Genomic DNA, 22202 nt, shown 5'->3' on the forward strand with positions numbered 1-22202 from the left:
GCCCCCTGCAGCCGGCACGCCTCAGACGTACGGGCTATTGGTGGTTACCACGTCGCAACCAACGAAATGTCGAATCGTGCGGTGTTGACGTGGGTGTCGTCGCCGATGTCCTTTTCGAGCGGTACGCCGACCGTGGCGGTCAAGCCCGCGCCGTTCCACAAGGGCCAAGTGAGGCCGGCGCCGATGCTGGCAAGCGTCTGCTGTTCATAGGCCGACGTGCCGGAAATCCGCCCGGCGTCGACAAAGGCAAAAAGCGACGTTTTCGGTCCCAGAAACGCCCAGTCGAGCTGCGCATTGACGTAAGCGCCCTGTTCGGCCGACAGCACGTCGTTTTCATAACCTCTCACGCCGCTTGTGTGACCGAGATAGAAGTACTGGGACGTGGTGAGATCGTCGCCGCTCACCACGCTTTGCCAGGCTCCCGACAAGGTAAATGTGACGCTGTGAGTCAAGCGATAGCGCCAGAAGGCGTTGCCGGTGAAAATGTTTTGCTTCCACTCTTGGCCGAACGTTTCTTCTACGGACTTTTCGTGTGACAGGGCCGCTGTGGCGTAAAAGACCGAGCGTTCGCCAAGGAGAATCGCCTCAAGGCCTCCCGTCCAGGAGTCGATCTGCGTGTCGTTGATCGTGATGTCCCAGAAGTCGGTCGTCGATTTCTGGCGGCTCCATTCGCCGTAGATCGTCCATTTGGTCTCGGACGTTACGTATAGCGGATGATCCAATCGGATCGAATAGTATTCAGACGTGCCCTTCACGTCGTCGTCCGCAGACGGTCCCTGCACCACTTCGACGTCGCCGAACGAGGCCGAAGCAGTGAGTTTCGTGCCGAGGCTGTTGAGCGGCACGGCATAGCTGGCCATGAAGCTTTTGCTTCCTTCGCTCACAAGCCCTAAAACCGTGAATGCGTCGCGAAAACCCAGTACGCTGCGGTTGGTGACGCTCGCGCCCACGCGCGGCCGACCCGTCGATCGCGTGCCTAAAGTATCGGCAAAGACTGTTGCCGTCCAGTTGGCGGGTTCGGCCGCGGTGATCTCATAGTCTGTGGTTTCAGGAGAACTGCCCGCACGTATGTCGATACGAAGCACCACGTCGTTGGTCATGTTGAACCGTACGAGGTCTTCGCTCATTTCGCGGTAGTTGGCGATTTCGCCCGGCTCAAGATCAAACGCCCCGCGAATGTAGCTCTCTCGTGTGTGTTCGTTCCCCGTGACCGTCAGTTTTCCGGTCTTGCCTTCCACAAGCGTGATCGCCAGTCGCCCGTTTTTGATGCGCTGCGGCTTGATGCGAGCTTCGCACACGACGTAGCCTTTTTCACGATAGAGTCGGTTGATCGCTTCGAGCATGGCCTCAATGTCACTCATGCTCACTTCGCGACCGATCCAAGGCGCAACGGCCTTGTCGATCTCTTCATCGGTGAGAATCGCCGACTTGCCGTGCTCGACGGCATTGAGCTGAAACCGAAACGCCGATGCTTTCTCTTGTTCAAGCGTCCTCTCGCGCTCCTCTTCGTGCCCGCGGCGGATTTCCTGCATTCGCTCGACTTCGCGCTCCTGCTGCCACCGTTCAACATCGCGTCTGATCTGCTGCAGGTCACGCACGGCCGGATTGCGTATGTCGCGGCCCACATCGTCAGCGACCTGCGCATGGACCGGCGTAAGCATGCACAAGGCGAAAACCGCCATCAACCGCGTGGTCAGTCGGTCTTGCCAAATCGCCATACTCCTCCTTTGCTTGAAACGAATCCAAGCCACATTTCCACTTTAACGGGAAATTCTCGGTTTTCCGTCGTTCTGTATGATTTGCGTTAAGGAAGACAAAAATGTCCCCTTTCTGGCAAAACCCTTCATTGACGGGGCATTCAAAGCAATTTGAACTGCGATTTGCCTTGGCATTTCGGCAAAAATAGGGTTATCCCTCCCTCTTCGGGTTACGTTTCGCAAACGATGAACTCACCGTTTCGCAAGAGATCTTCCTTTGCGCGACAGGTGGCATCCTGACCAGGGCAAACATAATCCTTCAAAAACTGGCAGCCTCACAACGGCCAAGACAAGCTGCGTATCCGGTTCCCGACGTGAAACTTTCGTCCTCGTTAACAAGTCCGGAAAACGCCCTCTTCTCACGGTATTGCTTTGGCGATAGCAACTGCAGGCTTGCCACAGGCTTAGTTACCCGGCAAAAGTGTCAGCAGGTGCCTATCGTGTGGCCAATCTGGTTATGCCTTGGGCATTTCGCCTGAGACGAACGACGGTCGCTGGGTGCTCAAAATCACAGGCAGCGGTAACTCTCAGTGACATTTCGGCGGCTCGGTCGATGCTGGACTGCAGTGGCAGCAGTTCCGAGATTTAACGTCATCGTCTGATCCATTAGCTTTCTCAATTCAAGAGTTCTTTAATTTTGCTCCGCAAACTTTAAGGGGAGCTTTTTTTCGTGGATTTTTGATCAGCCTATCCATAGCTTGCTTTGGACAACAGTAGTTGTATTCAGTTATAGCAATACAATATAATCGCGCTGTGTTGCCGGCCGAATTTGTGCACCAGAATCTTCAAGTAAGGCTCATCATCGACACAATCGGCCCAGTGCAACTCCTGTCGGCCTTTCGAGGGAATCAGAAGACAAGTGCAATCTTTTCGATACTCCGGGAAATTCATCTCCCTATAGTGGTTTTGTGTCTAAACCGGAATGAATTGCGTTGGGCAGACAGAGAGATTAATTCATCTACACCTTTTACAGGAATAAAAAGAATGAAAGCAGAGTCTCTGAAGGTCATGTGTAGCGTAGATGGTCGTATCGTAATAAGTGATTTGCCCCCCCCGTCGCAAGAAACTAATACCCTTTCCCGCCTGAGGGCAACTCTCGCTCTCAACACCTGTGCCGCAGTCGTCGCCGCATGTTTTTCTACGCCATCTCTTGCTGATATCATCACCAATGACTGGCTCAATTCTGGTAAGGATTTCCCTCATCTTTCCCTGGATGAAGAAACCATCGTTGAGGGCATCAATGTTGACGTCAAGACGGTGGTTTGTTGGAATAACTATACGATCACAACTAACAAAAACCTGACAGTCACCGGCGACACAGTCCTACATCTTTACGGAACTCATGTCAGCGGAAGCGGAGCTGCGACACAAGCTCTTCATACGGGCACCGCTGGTGTCACAATCCGCCTGAACGGCAATGTCGATCTGATAACAACGTATGAGCCGGGAATCGAAGACGATTATGGTGCTAATGTGCTGTACATCAATAACGGCGCACAAGCTATTCTCGGAAATTCAAACTCAACAACGCGCATATGGAGCATTGCGGCCAGCCCCGACGCCATTAGTGCCAAAAAAGGCTCGACAATTGAATTTGTCTCAACACGAAACCAAGTTGTCGGAACAATGGACATGACTGTAAATGGCGGCGTAACCGATACTGCCGTCTCAAAGATTACAGGTACCTTTTCGGGCTCGGATTCCTATTGGTTCGGTGACGAGGCCTCAAGCGAAAACACATCTGCTGACGGACGAAAGAACGCCAAAGGTGTTCTCGATCTGACCTTCACAAACGGTGCTCAGTGGTCCTATCTGGCGGTTGCCGGAGAGAAAACTATCGACAAGCGCATCAGTTCCATCACGCTAAGAGACGGTGGCATCATCAACCTCTTCGACGACAACCTGGAAGCGTTCTGGGATGAAATCGGTCTTTTGCCGCTTTTGAAAGAAGGGAACTACGACGTTGAGCACAATTATGTCCGCATTGGTGACCTCAAGGGCAGCGACGGCATCTTCCGTCTGGATCTCAACTCGGATGACCGCACGCAAAGCGATATGGTCTTTATCGAATCCTCAAACGAACCAGGGCGTCACTGGATTGAACCTTATCGCCCCTCTCAGCTCGTCAGTGTCTCTGCCGACAATACGCTCACATTCGCTCTCACCCAAAAAGAGGCCAATGACGTCACTTTTGCTGACAAAATCAACATCTACGGCGAAACGCTCTACGACTACGAACTGTCCATTGACTACGAGACGATCAGTTCTGAAGATTTGGCCGAACTAGAAGATCAAATCAAATCCAACTACACAGACTTCGAAGACTTTAAGGTCAGCGATTATGAAGACGGCACCAGATGGTTCATCAATCGCGTCACTGTTTCCGAATCGGCTGCGACTGTCGGCGTGCGCAACGCCGGCTGGGCAGCCTATGACGCCGTAATGCAGATGGATCGCCGCGATCGTCGTTTACGTGAAAGCGCATTTGCCAACGATGCTTCCAACGACGGCCTGTGGGTACGAGTACAGTACGGCAGACTCGGCGCAGATGACGCATACAAGTCCGACACGACCACCGTTCACGTGGGTTACGAACGTCAGACTTCTGACAACAACCGCTTCGGTGTGAGTGTCTCTTACATGGACGGCAGTCCTGACTTTGAAAACCTGAAGGGAGGCGGTGATCTGAAACGCTACGAAATCGCCGTTTACGATACCCTCACCTTCGGCAACCACTACTTGGACTTCGTGGGACGCTTCGGTCACTTGAGCTCAGACTTCTCATCTTCAAGAAGCGCCAGCTCGATTTCCACCCAAGGTGAATTCTCGACGAACTACTTCGGCGTTTCTGCTGAATACGGTTATACGCTCAAGTCTGCGGCAGGTTTCTTTGCCGAACCTCAATTACAGATGCAGGCGACTCGACTTGAAGGCTACAACTACGGTTTGCAACGCGACATGTCAGTTGATGTTGAACAGGAAACGGCGCTTGTCGGACGTGCCGGTCTGAGACTCGGCAAGCACTTTGCCGGTGAACGCAGCTCGGGCGAAATCTACGTTCGAGGCGACCTCTTGCATCAGTTCACCGACGGTCAGTTCGGCCGCATCCGTGACCTTGAGGATGTTGAGGTACTGCATTGGGGAGATGCCGGCACCTGGACAAACTTCGGCGTAGGCGGCTATTACCAATTCGCCAACAAGTTCTCGATGCAACTTGATCTCGAAAAGGGCGCCGGCGGCGAGCAACTTGATGCCTGGATGGTGTCAGGTCGTCTGACCTATATGTTCTAAATTACTTCGAAACAATCTAACGGGTCCGCGCTAAGTAAACCAAACTGAGTTGGATTTGCTTTACAAACGTGGTTTTACTTATGGGACGAATTCCAATTAGAAACAGTCCATCACGAAAAGTTGATTCGACGAAGTAATCACTTTTTCAAAGCTGCCGCAAGGTCAGCTCTATAAAAAATCAGACCATATCACCTAAATTACGTTACTTTTGAGCTTGTGACGTAATTATGTGATGTCACGTACCCTTACGTAAACCGAAGCGAACTGACGTTATATCAGTGAAGATCGTACTGGGCTCGGTAGTAACCGAAATTGTCTTTCGGCTTCTTCCGAGCCCGTACATCTAGCCGTCACAAAACCCACCGCAGTCCCGCGCTCACCTGTCAAGGATTTTGGACGGGAGACCCTGTTGATGTCATGAGGCATCCGTCGGCGTATATCGACTCATTGGTGCCGTAGGTCCCGCCGACCAAAGTCTCGCCTAGGTTCCGTCCAAATCTGTTTCAAAGCGACGCTGCGTTCCGGCTAAAGGGTGTTTCGTAGCGGTTTCTCCATTCCAGTCGTGGAGCGCCGAAGCGCGGAAATACGTCAAAGATGTAGCCGAAAACCGACCCCAAATAACTGACAAGCGTATGGACCACGTCCTGTTATACCATCACGCCATGATCGGAGTGAAAGTCAACGGAATCGAGTTGACCTCAGGGGAGTTTGTCACTCGGTTCGAACCAGGAGTTCGTCGCGGGACAACGAAACCGCCAACCGTATTCAACTGCCCAGTTGTAGTAGCCCAGGCCGCTCCGCACACCCGACTGATTCCGCAACGCTCCATCTGTATCCATGTTCGATGGAGCTTCATCTTCACGTCAAAGAATTGACCGTTGTCGGCCAAACAACCGCTGTAAAAACACCGTGGCCGTAGTTTCGATGGTTAACCGATCCGTTTCTCAAATCGGAATCTTCGTCGAGAGGCTTACCGAAAGGTTGAGGTAAAAATTCTCGATCCACTTGTCTACTCCAACCTGAAGCATGTTTTGTTGAGCTTAGCAGGCAGCCGGACGAATGAAAAACCGCGATCGGCATATCAGACAACTTCCATCGTTTCTAAGGCTCGACATCGTTAAAGCAAGTGCACGTATTTTTGGAAGACTACGTCTGGTACGCCGAGAGTTGAACGGTTCCGAAGCTGCAGTCTTACTCAGAACTCCCACTTGAGATTTAGGTGTCCCCAAACGCCGGAAACATCTCCTCCAAACTCGGTGCCCACGCCGAGACTCGCGGCAAAGCCTTCTGCAAATTTTCCTGTCAGCGAAACCGAAGCTGTACCGGTGTCGCGCGTGCCGACCTCCTCGTCAATGCTGAAAACCGAGTCGCGCCAAGGCACGAAACTCGCTCGAGCCATACCGTAACGATTGAGAAATTCATGGTTCCATACGACCGTTGCATCAATCGCCGCTTCTTTCTCGTTCGCCTCAAACTGCGCCGAAAGCTTCACGCCGAGACTTGATCTCAACGACTGATAAGTTTCGCCTTGCACATAAAGCTCGGCTCCGTGATGCGAATCTTCGGTTATCGAAGGCTGATGCATGAAACTGTAGTCGAGCCAAAAAACGGGACCGGCCTTGATGCCAGTCGAAAGACGATAGGCTTGTCCGAGTCCTGCGACCAAACTGCCGCCCCACCCCGTCCAGTCGCTTGAAGCGCTGTCGGCATACCCCTCAAACCGCACCACACGATCGGTATCAGCATTTTCAACGGCAAGCTGTGCCAACCCGAAGGCGTATGTTTCAACGGTTGTGGCAAAGTCGTATCGGGCATGAGCACCTAAATAGAAGCTTTGCGCGTCGGTCTGACTGCCGTCGGTTCCGTCGTATTTGTCTTTTCTATCGAGAATTGCTGCGTGCGTGCCGAGCGTCAGTCCGCCTTCGCTCAAAGAAGTCCTAACGTCGACCCCCGCAATCAGTCCGGCGTAGTTGCAACGAATTCCGCGGTCTTCGATCTTGCCGTAACCGCCCAAAGGACGGATGTAAAACGACCGCCCCGTGGCGTCAACTTCAAGTGCCGTCGGAGAGCTGATTTGCTCAAGCACCGTGCCACTCACCACACGCTGAGCCATCAATGCCGCACGCCCGGCGCGTGCAAACACATCGGGGCCAAGCTTTTCGTAGGCGGTGTTCAGCGTACTGCCGTCGGGATTGGAAAAGTCGAGCGTCGCAACCAAATCCTGCATGCCGCCCTGCGCTTCATCGGCATGTTTGTCGAAAGCCGCCGCTATGGATTTCGTGTTGAAATTTATCGCATATTGACTGTAGGCATTTGGGGCGCGTTCGGTTGTCACGGTGAGCTCATTGTTTTCCACGCTACCGGTCATTTTGAGCGTGGGCGAAAGCTCGGAAATGTCGCGCAACGCCACCTCTGTTAGCTTCTGTTCAACATCATTGATCTTTATTGCTTGAGAAAGATCCACAGTATGTGCACCGCTGTAGTAGCCGATGACAGGCGTAAGGATCACTTTCCCGCCGAATTCGCTCGGTATTTCTTCTGTATCTCGGGTTTCATCACAAATCACGAGCTGATCGGTTGTCTTGTCCGCAGCAAATTCAAGCAAAACACTCCCCGTATCGCCCATCGAGAAAGCACCGTTGATTTCCATCGTGCCGATGCCGTTGCCGGGCGAGAGTGTTCCGTTGTTGATGAACGTGCCGTATGAAAAGAACACTTCTTCAGAAACATCTGACTTGTCAAGTACTGTGTACGGACCTTCGAGGAGCGTATACAGTGCCGCCAGGTTGTACTGTCCTTCTCCGCTTAACGTCGCACCGTCGTCGACCGTCACGGACAACACATTGGCCATGCCGTTGAAGTTAAGTTCTCCTCCCTTCACGTCCATTGTCATGGCCGCGGTACCGGCTTGCCCTTCGTAGTCATCCCAGGCGCCGTAGATGTTGCCCGTATAAGACAGGCAGAAATTCTCGTCAGTCGTCTCTCCTACAGCGGCCCCCGCCTCATCGGCTTTACGGCCGAACGTCAGGTGCGTCAGCATTTCGTTAACGGTGTCGACGGTTACTTTCTTCGGATCTGTCATCCTCTGTCCAGATTCATCGTAGAACTGAACTCGATCAACCATCGGGTTCCACAAAGAAACAATGTCCCCCGAAAGACTGGCACCGTTCATGATGTTGATGTTGGAGACGAGCGCGCTGTCGTCAATGTAGATTGCTGCTCTTGTTCCGCTCAATGTGCCCGCGACGTCAAACGAGGAGACCAACGCGCCGTCGAGTCCGATCGTGTCCGTACCCAGATCTTCATCAGTGGCCGGATCATAGATATACGACCCTCGCTGCTCGGTCGTTTCTCCGATCGTATTGTCGCCGAACGAAAACATGGCACCGATGCCGTAGGCACCGTCGGCCGCCAGGGTTCCCTGATGCACAATGTGATGATTTTTACCGTAGGTCACGGCAAGCGCATAACCGTAGTCGCCATCCGATCGTACCTCTACGTCCGGGGCGATGCGCAGCGTATTGTCGGTACCGTCAACACGTATGCCCAGCGCATACGTGCCGCTTGTCAGAATGTCGGCCGCTTGCTTGATGTCATTGTTGCGGCCGTATACGTGAAGACCCACACCCCAAGGATTGTCGTTGGCAACACCCTCGATCCAGCCCGTTCCGTCTTCGTTTCGAGCGAAATAAGGATTCGTGTTAACGAGAGTGATGCCTGAGTTATAGACCGAATACCCGAACCAGTCGCGGCGATCAATGTCAAAACCGAGGTCCTGCAGGACGGCAAGTTCAGCTTCCATGAAGGTGTTCCAATTTCGCCAGTACTGATGACTCATCAAACTGTTTTGCAGTTCAATGTGACTCAGTTCGGCCACACCCTCTTCCCAGCCATTGACCGGTAACCCGTTGACACCCACAGGTTTTTCGAAATGAAGCTGATCGTGATAGTAGATAGTCGCACCTTGGAGAACGTCTTGAACATTCTCGCTCGTGTAATAAACACCGGCGTCGCTTTCACCTAAGCCGAGTTTATCTCGCTCTTCTTTTGAGTAAAGATCAAATGTATTTGAACGATCGCTGTGATTATCCGTAATGGACATAGCCGCTTCTGGTGCATCACCGTCAATGTCCCGAAGACCTTTGTCCCACACGGAAAGAGCGTCGCCAAACTTGTTTTCAACCGCACTGCTCAGCAATCCCAAGGCATGAAACATCTCGTGCGCCAGTGTGGCCGAAAGGTCGCCGACTTCACCGTTTTCGGGTAACGAATACATCGGTCCGTAATACCAGTTACCGTCTTCGGCAGACGTATGGTTGATGAAAATCAGGCCTGTATTATCGTCACCCTTGACGCCGTAGAGCAGTTCGGCTGTGAGTTCCGTGATGCCTGCTAACGGTCCCGTTGTAATGATGTTGCTGGTCGCGGCAGCATTGCCGTCTTTATCAGAATCGGTCACAACTGCGATGGACCCTGTTGAAACAACGAATTTACCAATCATTCGGCCGAGATAATCGAAACTCTCATCAATGCGAGTCTTATCGTCATCCGAAAGCGTCCAGCCGGACTCACCCTGTAGCGGAGAACCGTCGTCATCAGGATAGTTATTAAAGACGAAGTCATCGCCCTCGTCATACACTTCAAGCGTCACAAAAGGACTGCCGTCGGCCAGCGTATAGTCCCAATACTGCAGAGCTTGCGCCGTTTGCGACGCAACAACGGTCAACACGCCGAAACAAGTCAACGTTTTGACGGTTTGAGGCAATGTTTTTTTCATCTGTCCTCCCCTCGTGCGATCGTACGGCTCGGTCTTCCTGAGAAAGCCTTTTACTTTGAGTGTTTTAATCATGCTTATTCGCGTGCCGCGACTCCCGAGACTTGCGGACGCAACTCAAACAACGCCCGCTCGCCCTTCTTGAAGTACGCGCACATTTCCGGGTCGGGACAGTATAGGTTGCCCGCGGCATGAGCTCTCGCCCGACAACCGCCACAGAGCAGCATTTTGGCAAGTTGATTTTCATTGCTTACGTTTTCGCTGAGCACGTTGTAGTGATCGACCTTGGTCGTGATCCCCTTTTCGCTCAGTTTGCGCTGCATCTCCACGAGTTCCTGAATGCGGTCGCGATTTTGCTTCATCAGGGTGACGAGATGGTCGATGAGCTCGTTTTTGCGCTTGTCGGCCTCGCTGCTCTTGGCGGTGATCGAACTGATGCCGCGGTCACGAACGACGATGCCGCTGCCCGTGACACTGTCAATGAGCGTTCCGAAGAAAGCCCAGTAGACGACTGCCGCCATGCAGACGGTGAAGCCCACGAGCAAAACCCACATCCAAGGCGACGTGACATTGGATATGACGTCCGGCTCACGTAATTCGTTTCTCCGATTGGAAAGTTCAGAAAGCAGCTTCATAAAACCATACTTCGAACAACAAACTCATATCAAGCGGATCAAGGTCAGGCCGCTCCGCATCATTGTTCTCGGTCTGCACACGTGCGCTTGTCTCGACAGCGAAAGGATGCTTGCTGTTTCCGCGTTGTTTGAATACGAGTCTTCGCTTCACTGTAGCCGCAAATTTCAGAACTGCCGTCGATTTCGTTCATCCGCGAACATGATCAGCCCGTTGTCTCCTTCCCTTCGCAAACCTTTTATTCATCGGGCTTTTTAGGTCATCGCCCGTTAAAGCTCAGATTTTCACCTTCGCTTAATGGGTTTTCCCTAGGCCTTGAGATTTCAATTCGCATATACTCGAATTAACGTTTCGCACAACAAAAAAAGAGGCCAAGCACGATGGCTGTTCGCAGCACTGTCTGTTCAAATCGTCCGCATGTCGCCGCTCGCTCTCTCAAGGCGGCCTCGACTGACTACAACATCACGCTTCCGGAAGAGAAGTCGTCAGCCGGATCCACTGAAGCTTTGTTCCGTTCAAGCTCCGTTTCCGTGCCCCAGTCTCCCGAAAGAGCTCTCTTGCGGCGTCTTGAAGCGCCATTTCTGGAGTGTCTGCAAGACGCTTCGGTCTGCAGCCGCCGCTCGGTCTTTGTCGTCATCGGTCCCCGCAAATCCGGCATGCACACGTTTTTTGAGCAGGTTGTTCCCGATGCGCCGTGTGTGAACTTTGCCGATGAAGGTGCAAGAATGGACGCCGAAGACGCACCGCGGACTTTTTTTGCGCGTTACGCGGCTTTGCCGATGCTGGTGCTCTATAACGTGCATCTGGTACCCGCCCTCGCGAGATTGATTGTTTCCGAGGCCGGACGCATGCACGAGGGTGCTGATCTGGCCGCCCCCAAAATTGTCATCATGGGATCCAGCGTACGACTTCCCGAGCTTGAAACCGCTGCCGAACGCAACAGCAACGTTCGAATATTTCGTATGCGCACCCTGTCTCAGGGTGAAATCACGGGCGGCGGACACGATTTTCTCGAGCGGCTACGCCTTTTGGATTTCCCTTCCGTTGTCTCTTACAACGAAAGCAACCGCGATCTGATTCTGAGCCAAGCCATGAGAGGCGGTTATCCGTCGGGACGAGACGGCACGCCCGACGAGCGCCACGACTTTTTCCATGATCTCATCCGTGAAATCTGCCGACTCGATCTTCCGTCTGTAAGCCCGTTGAAAAATCCCTTGTTGCTTCGCAAGGTTTACCGCATGGTTGGCGCGGTTTCGGGAGAAAGTGTCAATCTCACGCACATAGCAGAGGTGCTCGGCATCGGACGCCCCTTTGCCAAGCATTGTCTGGAAACGCTCGAGCGGCTTTGCTTGGTGGACCGCATTGCTGTCTGGCCGGGCAGCCTTGCCTTTGAGCGCGGCGTACGCAGTCCTAAATATGTCGTAGCCGATTCCGGCTGGCTGTGCGGTCTGCTTGGTTTTTGCAGCACGACGCCTTGCGTTATTTCAAGCGATCATCCGGAGGATGTCCGCAGGTTGCTTACGACCTGGACTTGGGCTCAATTGGCAACCCTCACGGACAATGCTCGGGATTTGCATCTGTGGCACTTTGCTTTGCGAACGGGGCTAAGCATCGACCTGATTCTGGAAGACGCCAGAACGGGGTCGCTCACAGCCTTCAAGGTCTCAACCAGGGAAAACGTCACGGAAAACGATTTCGGCGCTTTAGTGAAATTCAGAGAACTTGTCAAAGACCGTGAGGTTCAAAACGTTCTTCTTTATTGCGGGCAAAGCTTAAGACGCTTTGATTCGATCGGAGTTGCGGTGCCGATGGCGTTTCTGTGGTTGTGACGGATTGCGGGGAGTGTATTGCCTGCGGCGTTCGTTGACGCACCCGAGGTTAACCTCATGTTGAACCATCTACTCAGGAATCAACATGAGCAAAACCAAAAAGAAAACCGTCGTCAAGGTCAAAGTACCTCGTACCCGCAACCTGATTGCCAAGGCGCTGTGTTCCGGCCGGCAATTTCAGAGTCGTCCCTTCGTTAACAGGAAAAAGATGCCGGCGAAATTCGACTGGCGCAAAGAGATAGGTTAAACGATAAGGCCGTACGTCTGGAAAATCTTTTCAAGCCGTTTAGACTTGAACGCGCGGCTTTTTAACTAGGTCTCGGCCATGATTGTCCAATACGCTTCAGATCTGCACCTCGACTACGGACAGAATTACGAATACGTCCTCAACAAAGGCTTTGAGGAGGAAGGCAACGTGCTCATTCTTGCCGGAGACGTTGCAAATCTAGTGGCGCTGCGTACCTATCGCCTCTTCTGGGACCTGTGTTCCTCAAACTTTGAAAAAACGATCTTCGTACCGGGCAATCACGATTACTACGGCGAATGGGACAAGGTCGAAGACCTGATTGAACCGATCAAGATTTCGATCCGTCCCAATGTGACGTGCTGCAACAATGAAGTCGTGCGTGTGGGCGACACTGACTTCATCTGCTCGACTCTCTGGTCGAACATCATTCCCGAACAGGCTGCCGCGGTCAATTCCACACTGCTTGATTTCAGTGAAATCACGTTTGACGGCAAGAGAATCACGGTCGACGACTACGTCGCCATGCACAAGGAGGCCGTTGCATTCCTTCAGGAAGCCGTAGCAGGGTCCGATGCCAAGCACATCGTCGTCGTAACGCACCACGTGCCGAGCTTTACGCTTTGCCGAGAAGATCACAAGAATTCGCCCATTGCTTCCGGTTTTGTCACCGAACTGGGCAACTGGATTGCAGACTCACGCATCGACTACTGGGTCTACGGCCACTCACACACGTCGATTGAAGGCAGCATCGGTAAGACAAAGTTCGTCTCCAACCAATTGGGCTATCTGGCTCTGAACGAAGGCGAAGACTATTCGCCTTGCAAGACGTTCTTGATCTAGTCGGTTTTCCATCTTTCAATGATCGAGTCGATAACCTCGTTTCTAGCCGGCGACGGCGGCCTTTGGGCTCTTTGCGTGTCCGCCTTTTTGTCGTCAACTGTCTTACCCGGAAGCTCGGAAGCGCTTCTGGCAGCGGCTCTCGCATCCGCCCCGCAAACCGATCGCGCCCTTTTGCTTGTTGCCGCGGCAAGCCTCTTTAATACGCTCGGCAGCATGACCAGCTGGGCGATCGGCCGCTATGTTCCCCATCGCGTGCCGGCAAACGACGCCGTCGATCGTCTGCGCCGTTGGGGTGCCCCGGGACTGGCGCTGGCCTGGGTACCCGTCATCGGAGATGTGCTGCCGCTCGCCGCCGGGTGGCTACGCATCGGTTTCTGGCCGGCTCTTCTTTGGACAGCAGCAGGCAAGACCGCTCGTTATTCGGTCATGGCCTTGGCACTTCTGGGAGTTTTCTAACCGGCTCTATCTTTGCAGCGCCGCTATCCTCTGCGCTTCTTCGGAAAGCGGCCGATCATCCACATAATCGATGTCGTTGTCCTTGAGCCATTGTTTAAGTGCCTCCAGTACGGTGAGTTCTTCGTAGGCGTACCACTCATGAAGCTTTCCGCATTCATCAAGAAAATCTTTGAATCGTCGGAAGGCGCCGCGGCGAGAGAAGATTGCGACGACGCGTTCACACTGCTCTTCAGACAAGAACTCTCGGGCGAACCGCAGAGCCATGCGATGGCCTAAACGCAATTCGGAGGCATCCGGAAAAGCGATCCAGGAACCTTCTTTCATTGCGTCGTATGCGGCGTCGATTTCCTCGGTGTCGGCAAACATAGAGTTCGGCACATAGACGATGCCGTCGGCATCGGTTCGCACAAACGCTTCGGCATCCGACTCCCAAGGTGCCAGCATGGAAAAAACGGCTTCGAATTCGCGCAAGGAAATCACGATCAGTCTCCTTTCCGATTCCTGATGTTCAACGATACCGTAATTGGCACAAAACCGTTAGGCACAAATTCGCATAAAACTTTAACTACGAAAACGCCGGAGTCCCGGACATTCAGAGAAGCAAAAATAACAACGTGAAACGTTTTTGCTAAGTTCGATTTCGCAATCCGAACAACTCAGAAGGAGCTCACTTGTCGGCTTTCTTTTCGTCCTTTTGCTTTTTGTCGCCCTTAGCCTTGCCCTTTTCATCGTCGGAGAAACCGTCGCGGAAAGCGTGACCGACTTCCCGTGTGGCGTCGCGAGAGGCATGACCGATTTCACGGGTCACGTCGCGCGTGGTGTGACCGATGGTTCGGCCGACTTCCTTAATGGAATCAAAGAACGAGTCAGCAGCCGAAACCGTGGGAATGGAAAGCATCAAAGCGATGGCGGAAGCAACAGCGGCAAGTTTGTTCATGTATGAGACCAATTCGGTTCGTTGGTGGTGGGTGCTCGCAATTATGCCATTGCACCTGACACTCAATGACCGCAAGCTTCTGACGATCGTCTCGAACGACTTCCAAAAGCGATTGTTTTTGCATGCGACGGAAATTGACGCACGTAGCTTTAATGTTTCAGTGTCGCAGCAAGAAAGCTTTGAAAAACAAAGCAACACGCTCGAATTAAGAACACGAACCGGCGCCGCGACCTTAGCGAACTACTGAGAAAAACAACCGACAACCTTTACCGAGGACGACAATGTTTGCGTACAAACTGACAATAAAGACTCGAAAGAGTCGCAAGGCCAAACTTGAGAAGTTCATCGCCGCTCTTGAATCAAGCGATCTTACGAAAATCGAGCAAGACCATATTCGAAAGCAGATTGCCGCAAAAGTGCGAGACTTCTATGCGCTTGCCAAGAAGTACGAATGCCTTCCGATCACCGTTAAGCAAACATTCGAAAATGAAAAGGTCAGCATTCGGATTAAGCTCATCCATGCCGGCACATTGGATGCTCTGGGCGAGCACCTCATCCGTATGTTCGATACAAAATACTATTCGCCGGTTCAAATGACGGTCACGTTTCCGAATCCCAACGGTGACGACCTGTCAGCGGCGATTGAAATTGCCAACTGCGCAAAACGCAAAACATAGATTCGATAAGTAACGATTATCCATTCACTTAGCCAGCCTGCCGCCGTTAGAGATTTCCTCCTTTTGCTCTTTCGGCGGCAGTTTTTTCCTTCAATCCGCCCCATCCCTTGTTCCTCCTGTCTCTGCGAGTTTCAGCCGCGGGCTGCCAACTCACCCCGACACAATCCCCAATATTTTCACTTCGCTTTCGTCAAAATATTTCCTTGAGCCCAAACCAATGATCTCGTCTTCAATTTTCGGCAGTAAGCCCCGAATATCTTGAGATATCCTAGATAGAATCTCCTAATTTAAAAATTTCGAATGTTTATCATCAATTATTCATTGACAATTGCGAATAAAGACTGTTAGACTCACCGCATCTAAGTAGGAGGATAAAAATGTCTGATAATTTCAAGGAACTTTACGCTAACTTGCAGCGTCAGCAGGAAGAACTCAAGAAGCAGGCTCAGGAAGCCAGAGCTGAAGCCATCGCTTACGTTCAGGAAATCATCACCGATTTCCAACTCAAAGCTTCCGACTTCACGTTTGCCGAAGAACCTGTTGCCGCCACCAAGAAGTCCCGCGGCAAGTCCCCGATCAAGTATCGCCTTCCCAACGGCGTCGAATGGACCGGCAAGGGCAACATGAAGCGCGAAGTTCGCGCCTTCCTCGAAGCCAACAATATGAAGCGTGAAGACCTTGAACAGTTCCTGACTGAACAGTTCAAGAAGTAATCCGAAGCCGTTCGGATTCGAAAAGCCTCCCAGGACAACCTCGGAGGCTTTTTTTGCGATCAATTCCGGTCGAAATCCTAACTTTCAACCGATCGGCCTTTCGGCCATTTTCGTACACACGAAAAAACCGCCAGCTGTCTTTGGCCGGCGGCGTGGATCATTTGATTGGATCAGGTGTTATTCAAGACAGCTGATCGTTTCGAGAATGTATGGGTCCTTCGAGTCGCCGTAAGTCTGCCGAAGCAGACGTGAAATGCGGCTGCTCGCGCAGCCAAAACCGAAGGACTCGCTCAAAAGACCGGGGTCAGCCTTGATGATATTGAGGATTTCCTTATCGGAAAGGTCCGCAAGAACGTCTTCGTTGGCGAGCAACGCCTGGCGCACATCGTATGTGCTGTCAGCACAAAGCGCCTTGACGGCGTCCGTCGGCAGCGCATCCCGTCGCGCCACTTCGCTTCGTACCGCGCGAGCCGGGTGGTAGGCCATGCGAACCACAAACGGTTCCGTATCGCCGTTGATCGGAAGGTCGCGAGCGACCCCCTCAAGACCGTCTACGGGAATCATGAGTTTTGGCGTTGAGCCGGCCGCGCGCAGGTCGCCCTCGACTTCCTCAAGAAACACCAAGGCATAAACATAGTCTTGCGGTCGTCCATAGAGATCCAGTCCGAACTCCGAGGCGCTGCGTCTGCGGCGGGTAAACGGATGACGGCGTTTCGGAACCTCATCGGAAAATTTTTCCAGCCGGTCCTGCAGAATTCGCGCCTCCTGGCGCACACTCAGATCGGGATGTTCATAGAAGTGCTCGATAAGCTTTCGAGCTTTTTCGGCAAGCGCTTGATATTGCTCGTCAAACGCCACAGAGCGCTCAAACTCTTCGACGGTAGCCGCTTCGCTCTTCTGACGCAGCGGATTGTGGTAGGCATTGTTCGCAGCCTGCGTCATCGACTCCATCGTGTTTTCAATGAGTTGTCCGTCTTCGCTGGCGAAGGCCACGGCCTGATCGAAACTCATCAGACCGACGGCCTGAGCATTGAGCGAGAGATTGTTTTTGACGTCGTGCGAAGCGTCGTCTGCAAGAAGCGTGACGGACTCGGCCGTCAGATTCGGCTCCGTAGCCGCAGCCGTGCGCAGTCGTGCGTCCGGGTGACGGGCAAGCAGATTCATAAAGGCGGCCCGGCGCATCGCCTCTTCCGGCATTGCCGCATCCATGCCGCCCCAGCGAACCAGGTCGGCCACAAACTCTGTGGAAACCGCCACCGTGATGATTTCATCCCACTCGTCCGAACCCGTCATGCGCTTGCCGCTGATCAGACCGATGCCGCTGGGAGCACGCTTGATCAGTTCCCGGAATTCGGGCAGTTGAGGCTGCAGGATCGGCGGCACACACTGATGGTTGTCGTTAACCGTTGATGGGGTATGGGTCATTTTCAAATTTCCTCTCGAAAACCTTTTTTGCCAATGACAAATTTATTGTCAACCGCATGGTAACGGAGGATGCGTCATTTTGCGACTCACCCGCAAAATAGCTTTACAACTCGGGCAATTTCGGCGGATCTCTCTTTCGATAACAGGTGTCTTGCAAGCGTCAATCAGTGTCGCACCGACTGTCAGAATGATCGTATCTCCAATGTCTTTCAAGGAGTCGAAATGACCGATCAAAACAATACGACCACCGTCGAAACCTCCCAAACGAACCCCAAGGCCACTCTCGAACAGTGGCAGCATCTTCCTATTTACCTGACCAAAGATCGTGTAAAGCCTCTGGCAGTATTGCGCTACGGCGACACGACCGTGCGACTGGGCTGGCCCATCGTGGATTACATTTTGTCGGCACAGTATTCACCCACGCGCCACACTGAAGACGGAATTTCGCCGGCACTGATCGTCGAAGAGACCGAGATGACCTACACGGCCGAGCCCACGGCGGTGCCTGAGCCCCAACGTGAAGTCTGGGAAATTCTTGCCAAGAGTCCGTCCTACGAAATGCGCAAGATAGCCGCCGGCCGCGGCCTGAAACTAGGAACTTTTATCAAGCTTCTGAACGATCGCGCTTTTTGCGTGCGTGAAGCTGTGCTTGACAACATCGACGGTCTCGAGACGCTTGCCTCGACCGAAGACGGACGCCGAGCTGTTGCCGACGCGCTCAAGGATCGCACGCTTCGCAACACTGTGCGCCACCGCATCCGCTACATTGACGAGCATGCTGCAGCCGTTCTGCGTCCCCTGTTGATTAAAGCCGTTACCGAAGGCGACGCCGTTGCGGGTGATGCGATTCCTTTCGAACTGGTGCTCAACCCCGACACCGATCCGTACACGATTACGCTCACGGAACCGGCAGCAATCGAAAACGCGATCGACAGCCTCATGAGTTACGACGACTTTGACGATACGGAAGGCCATAACGGCCCCGATCTATTCGATCTGACCGCGCAACCCGAGTACGTGATTGAAAAATTTGCATCGGATCCCAGAGAATTCGTACGACAATATGCCGCGCACTACGTCCGTTCGTCCATGCCTGCCGCAAGAAAATTGGCCTTTGACGAGAGCCCGGCAGTACGTCGCGCCGTTTGTGTCGAACCCCAGGATCTCACGAACGAAGAGCGCATCGCGTTTTACGGCGATGATCCGGAGCGCCTGATTGACTACGTCGAGAATCTCCAGGAGCTCCCGGCAACGACCGACTTCATCCGCCTTCTCCTTGCTGACCCCGATCCCGCGGTTGTGCAACACACCACGCGCCAAATCCAAGACCTCATCGTCGAGGCGGTCAACGACGCCGAGGACTTTGAGGACGAAGACGAGGAAGATGAAGTCGACGAGTTCGGCCTCGATGAAGACGGGCTGGATCCCGACTGGGACATCGATTTTCGCGATCTGTACGGAGACGACGAAGAAGATGGCGAGGACGACGATGAGGATGAGGATAAGGAAGAAGACGAAGTCAGCAGAGAAAAGTCCGATGCACGCAATCTGAAGTTGCCGCTTTTCGACGAAAAGCTGTGACCATACACCGAACTGACGCATCCTATAGAGTTCGTTGCTACGAACTCTATAGGTTACGCGTAAAGAGAGACCTCGAATTGTGGACTAGACTTTGCAGAACCGGTTCGCCGCTATTGATCCTTTCGTATCTTTACATGCTCAGGGAAGTCCTGCAACACAGTTAGTGCAGCCAAATACGTCTATTTTCTCATTACGCTTTTCCACCATTCCTCATTCCGGTACCTGACCGGCGAAAACCGCACCTTGCCTTCCTTTTCCATCGTCCAGATGTTGGAAACCTCGCGCGGCAAGATCAGATTGAAATCGTCAAACGCCTCCTCTACGTCCTTTGCCTCGGTGATCCGCACGGCAGCGTTCAACGCAGCGCGCTGACGAGCCCGCCAGGCGCGGTGCCAGCGCTGCTTGTCAAACCTTTCGCTGTCAACTTTGAGCAAAGAACAGATCGGCGAGTAGCGGTGTGATCGGGACATTTCAGAGGCGTACCTAAAAGAATCTTTTCGCCCACTCTATTGCCTGCTGCGTCACTGACCGACGCAGTCGCACGCTCGCCTTCTATGCGTCAATCGTTGACGCACAACCGGATACCTTACTTGCGAACCCACTGTTTTTCACAGTCAACCGAAGTAAGGAGAGCCACACATGTGGTCGCAAATCCAACGAAAACTCTACGAAATCATCGATCCCAAAATTAACCTGCAAGTCCATTGCGCCGTCTATCCGGGCGGCGGCAAAACGTGTGCCAACGGCATACCGCGCTTTTGGGTAACTCTCGACGGAGAAGTCATCTTCGATTGCATGCATGACTTCATGTTCATGTGGCACGACAAGGACTTCGACATAGGCAATCTTCCGTTTGAAGACGACATCTCGTGGTGCTGCGGTATCGTCATTCGCCACTTTCAGGCCCCCGTCGACAGACTCATGACCTTGCACGACCGTTTCGGCCTCACGGACATTCTTCTGGCGGCCGACCGCCGCATCGGCAAACGCCGCTGGCCGGAGATCTATAAAAACCGCTCCGAGGCTGCCCGCAAGGTACTCATCGCTCGAGGCTATGTACCGCCAAACGAAGACGAAACCAAGCTCGAAGCCGAAATTCAGGATGTTTTGAACACACTCGCGGCGAGCAACGCCGCTCTCAAATCTCTTTAGGAACAGAACATGCACCTTCTCAAACCGAAAGAAATCCTTCGCATTCACGACGCCGTGATTGAGCGTTTCGGCGGCTTAAAAACATCCCCGATGGCGCCCGAAGAATCTCTTTCCAAGGCCGAAGCTCTCGTCGGCCGCATCCGTACCGCGATGACCTACAACACGGCCTACGATTGGACCAATGTCTTTCTGTGCGCCGCCTTTCAGACGTACTGCATCGCTCGCGCTCATGCCTTTGCCGACGGCAACAAACGCACAGCCTTAAACGCCGCCGGACTTCTTTTGAAGCGCGCAGGCTGCCGCCTGAAAGATTCCGAGGCCCTTCCCGAGCTTCTGGTGGAACTCGCGCAGGACCGCGTCAAACTCGAAGACATCGCCGCGCATCTGAAAGCGGAAATGACTGTCTCCGAGAAGACATCTGACGTTTCCGAACCCAACGATCCGTTCACGAAATTGACCTGGATGAAAGTTGCCCCACAAACAATGGATCTCATTCGAGACTTCGCGGAAGAGCGAACCGACATTCCGACGCTGTGCATCATCGGTTCTTCGCGGTGGCTCTCCCTGAATCCCTTAGATCTTGCCGAGCTTGCCGTACAGTCAAGGCTCCTTGAGCGCCACCCGGAATGGTCGCTTGTCACATTCGACTGCGAAATCCGAGCCTTGAATAAGGAAAAGCGCGCGGACGTCGTGAGCGCAGCGCTCACCATCATCGAGACGGCAGACCTTCTGCACCTTCGTGGACCGTCGTCGTTTATGCACGGTTGGCCGGAAGACTTTGAGACCGTCATGCAGGCGCTCAACGAACGCGCCAACGCCGGCAAACGAACGATCGTCACGGATGGCGAAACCGTTGCCGAAAGCTTTGCACGGTATAACCGTCCCGTACCGGATATTTTTGCGAATGCCTTGATCGCCGAGTTCAGTCTGGGCGCGATCGAAAATTAACCTTGTCAGGGAGACAACAATGCTCGGAGCCATTGTCGGCGACATCGTCGGCTCTCAGTTCGAACACGCCAATCATCTCAGCAAGTCTTTTGAGCTCTTTTCGCCCGAATGCTCCTTCTCTGACGACACCGTGCTCACGCTCGCCGTCTGTCAGGCGCTTCTGGAGACCGAAACAAAGCCTGAGCTTTTGCCGCAGGCCGCCGAAAGGCATCTTGCCAACTTTGCCAACCGCTATTGGAAGCTCAGTTACGGCGGACAATTCAACCGCTGGCGCATATCGGAAGTCAAATCGCCGTACTTCAGCTGTGGAAACGGTGCGGCTATGCGCGTAAGCGGCTGCGGCTACGCAGCAAAAACGCTCGACGAGGTCTTTGCACTGGCTGATGCAGTCACCGCCGTCACGCACAACCACCCGGAAGGTCTCAACGGCGCCAAAGCCGTGGCTGCCTGCGTCTTTCTCGCCCGCACCGGCCACGACAAAGCCTCTGTCAAAAACTTCGTCGGTCGCCACTTCTACGACCTCTCATTTTCGCTTGATTCGATCCGCCCGACATATTGCCGCGGTAAAGCGCTCAACACCTGTCAAAACTCGGTGCCGCAGGCGCTGTTATGTTTCTTCGAGTCGACGTCCTTCGAAGACGCCCTCAGAAACGCGGTGAGTCTCGGCGGTGACAGCGATACGTTGTGCGCGATTGCGGGAAGCGTCGCGGGCGCCTATTACGGCGTTGCCGATGAAATCGCACAGCAAGCCTCGAGCTTTCTCGACGATCGCCTGCGCGGTGTGCTTGCCGCATTTGAGTCCAGATACCGACCGGTCTCTCGGGATTGATCGGTTGCGACGGAAAACGACGCACGCGGTTTTAGTCTTTTGTTGTCAATCGACAAGACTTCCGAAGATAAGCTTCCGCGGAAAAAGTGTCGAAGCGCACGACTCAACGCAAC

General features: G+C 53.3%; 19 protein-coding genes. 12 read left to right on the forward strand and 7 right to left on the reverse strand.

Annotation, left to right across the window (positions count from 1 at the left end):
- Window positions 1-44 precede the first annotated feature (44 nt).
- Complete coding sequence (locus DW133_RS08510; protein ID WP_118276235.1) at window positions 45-1718, reverse strand: ShlB/FhaC/HecB family hemolysin secretion/activation protein; 1674 nt, start codon at window positions 1716-1718, stop codon at window positions 45-47.
- Between the two features lie 1671 nt (window positions 1719-3389).
- Here DW133_RS08510 and DW133_RS08515 point away from each other — a divergent pair.
- Entirely contained in the window at window positions 3390-5048 is a 1659-nt protein-coding gene (locus DW133_RS08515) for an autotransporter outer membrane beta-barrel domain-containing protein (RefSeq protein WP_199588863.1), read from the forward strand.
- A gap of 1195 nt (window positions 5049-6243) precedes the next feature.
- On the opposite strand, the gene DW133_RS08520 is transcribed toward DW133_RS08515, so the two are convergent.
- Together DW133_RS08520 and DW133_RS08525 are read right to left on the reverse strand one after the other, a co-directional pair.
- Window positions 6244-9825 (reverse strand): autotransporter domain-containing protein, encoded by a 3582-nt coding sequence (locus DW133_RS08520; protein ID WP_158571170.1) that lies wholly within the window; start codon window positions 9823-9825, stop codon window positions 6244-6246.
- Window positions 9826-9899: 74 nt separating this feature from the next.
- On the reverse strand, window positions 9900-10457 hold the full coding sequence (locus DW133_RS08525; protein ID WP_118276238.1) for a hypothetical protein: 558 nt from the start codon (window positions 10455-10457) through the stop codon (window positions 9900-9902).
- 378 nt (window positions 10458-10835) lie between these two features.
- Between DW133_RS08525 and DW133_RS08530 the strand changes: the two genes are divergently transcribed.
- From DW133_RS08530 to DW133_RS08540, 4 genes are all read left to right on the forward strand, one after another.
- Window positions 10836-12284 (forward strand): DUF4143 domain-containing protein, encoded by a 1449-nt coding sequence (locus tag DW133_RS08530; RefSeq protein ID WP_118276239.1) that lies wholly within the window; start codon window positions 10836-10838, stop codon window positions 12282-12284.
- 85 nt (window positions 12285-12369) lie between these two features.
- On the forward strand, window positions 12370-12531 hold the full coding sequence (locus DW133_RS10055; RefSeq protein WP_158571171.1) for a hypothetical protein: 162 nt from the start codon (window positions 12370-12372) through the stop codon (window positions 12529-12531).
- A 78-nt stretch (window positions 12532-12609) separates the two neighbouring features.
- Window positions 12610-13371 carry a metallophosphoesterase gene (locus DW133_RS08535; protein ID WP_118276240.1) on the forward strand — a complete coding sequence of 254 codons (762 nt, stop codon included), beginning with the start codon at window positions 12610-12612 and terminating at the stop codon, window positions 13369-13371.
- An 18-nt stretch (window positions 13372-13389) separates the two neighbouring features.
- On the forward strand, window positions 13390-13827 hold the full coding sequence (locus DW133_RS08540) for a YqaA family protein (RefSeq protein ID WP_118276241.1): 438 nt from the start codon (window positions 13390-13392) through the stop codon (window positions 13825-13827).
- Between the two features lie 6 nt (window positions 13828-13833).
- On the opposite strand, the gene DW133_RS08545 is transcribed toward DW133_RS08540, so the two are convergent.
- Window positions 13834-14307, reverse strand: a complete 474-nt coding sequence (locus tag DW133_RS08545; protein ID WP_147408907.1) for a UPF0158 family protein — start codon at window positions 14305-14307, stop codon at window positions 13834-13836.
- A 187-nt stretch (window positions 14308-14494) separates the two neighbouring features.
- Window positions 14495-14725, reverse strand: coding sequence for a hypothetical protein (locus tag DW133_RS08550; RefSeq protein WP_147408908.1), 231 nt, complete (start codon window positions 14723-14725; stop codon window positions 14495-14497).
- Here DW133_RS08550 and DW133_RS08555 point away from each other — a divergent pair.
- The 3 genes from DW133_RS08555 to DW133_RS08565 all read left to right on the forward strand — a co-directional run bounded on the left by DW133_RS08555 (window position 14715) and on the right by DW133_RS08565 (window position 16154).
- Complete coding sequence (locus tag DW133_RS08555; protein WP_147408909.1) at window positions 14715-15011, forward strand: hypothetical protein; 297 nt, start codon at window positions 14715-14717, stop codon at window positions 15009-15011. The genes DW133_RS08550 and DW133_RS08555 overlap by 11 nt on opposite strands.
- A gap of 34 nt (window positions 15012-15045) precedes the next feature.
- On the forward strand, window positions 15046-15441 hold the full coding sequence (locus DW133_RS08560; protein ID WP_118276245.1) for a hypothetical protein: 396 nt from the start codon (window positions 15046-15048) through the stop codon (window positions 15439-15441).
- Between the two features lie 377 nt (window positions 15442-15818).
- Window positions 15819-16154: an H-NS histone family protein gene (locus tag DW133_RS08565; protein WP_118276246.1), complete on the forward strand. Its 336-nt coding sequence runs from the start codon at window positions 15819-15821 to the stop codon at window positions 16152-16154.
- A gap of 177 nt (window positions 16155-16331) precedes the next feature.
- On the opposite strand, the gene DW133_RS08570 is transcribed toward DW133_RS08565, so the two are convergent.
- Window positions 16332-17579, reverse strand: coding sequence for a hypothetical protein (locus tag DW133_RS08570; protein WP_118276247.1), 1248 nt, complete (start codon window positions 17577-17579; stop codon window positions 16332-16334).
- A 222-nt stretch (window positions 17580-17801) separates the two neighbouring features.
- Between DW133_RS08570 and DW133_RS10060 the strand changes: the two genes are divergently transcribed.
- Window positions 17802-19160, forward strand: coding sequence for a hypothetical protein (locus DW133_RS10060; protein WP_158571172.1), 1359 nt, complete (start codon window positions 17802-17804; stop codon window positions 19158-19160).
- Between the two features lie 179 nt (window positions 19161-19339).
- On the opposite strand, the gene DW133_RS08580 is transcribed toward DW133_RS10060, so the two are convergent.
- On the reverse strand, window positions 19340-19594 hold the full coding sequence (locus tag DW133_RS08580) for a hypothetical protein (RefSeq protein WP_147408910.1): 255 nt from the start codon (window positions 19592-19594) through the stop codon (window positions 19340-19342).
- 205 nt (window positions 19595-19799) lie between these two features.
- Between DW133_RS08580 and DW133_RS08585 the strand changes: the two genes are divergently transcribed.
- Genes DW133_RS08585 through DW133_RS08595 form a run of 3 tightly spaced genes read left to right on the forward strand, consistent with a single transcriptional unit; the run spans window position 19800 to window position 22089 of the window.
- Window positions 19800-20312 (forward strand): hypothetical protein, encoded by a 513-nt coding sequence (locus DW133_RS08585; protein WP_118276249.1) that lies wholly within the window; start codon window positions 19800-19802, stop codon window positions 20310-20312.
- 9 nt (window positions 20313-20321) lie between these two features.
- Entirely contained in the window at window positions 20322-21260 is a 939-nt protein-coding gene (locus DW133_RS08590) for a type II toxin-antitoxin system death-on-curing family toxin (RefSeq protein WP_118276250.1), read from the forward strand.
- A 19-nt stretch (window positions 21261-21279) separates the two neighbouring features.
- Complete coding sequence (locus tag DW133_RS08595; protein ID WP_118276251.1) at window positions 21280-22089, forward strand: ADP-ribosylglycohydrolase family protein; 810 nt, start codon at window positions 21280-21282, stop codon at window positions 22087-22089.
- Window positions 22090-22202 lie beyond the last annotated feature (113 nt).

This window comes from Sutterella sp. AM11-39, from assembly GCF_003472385.1.
In the GTDB taxonomy this organism is placed as follows: Bacteria; Pseudomonadota; Gammaproteobacteria; order Burkholderiales; family Burkholderiaceae_F; genus Duodenibacillus; species Duodenibacillus intestinigallinarum.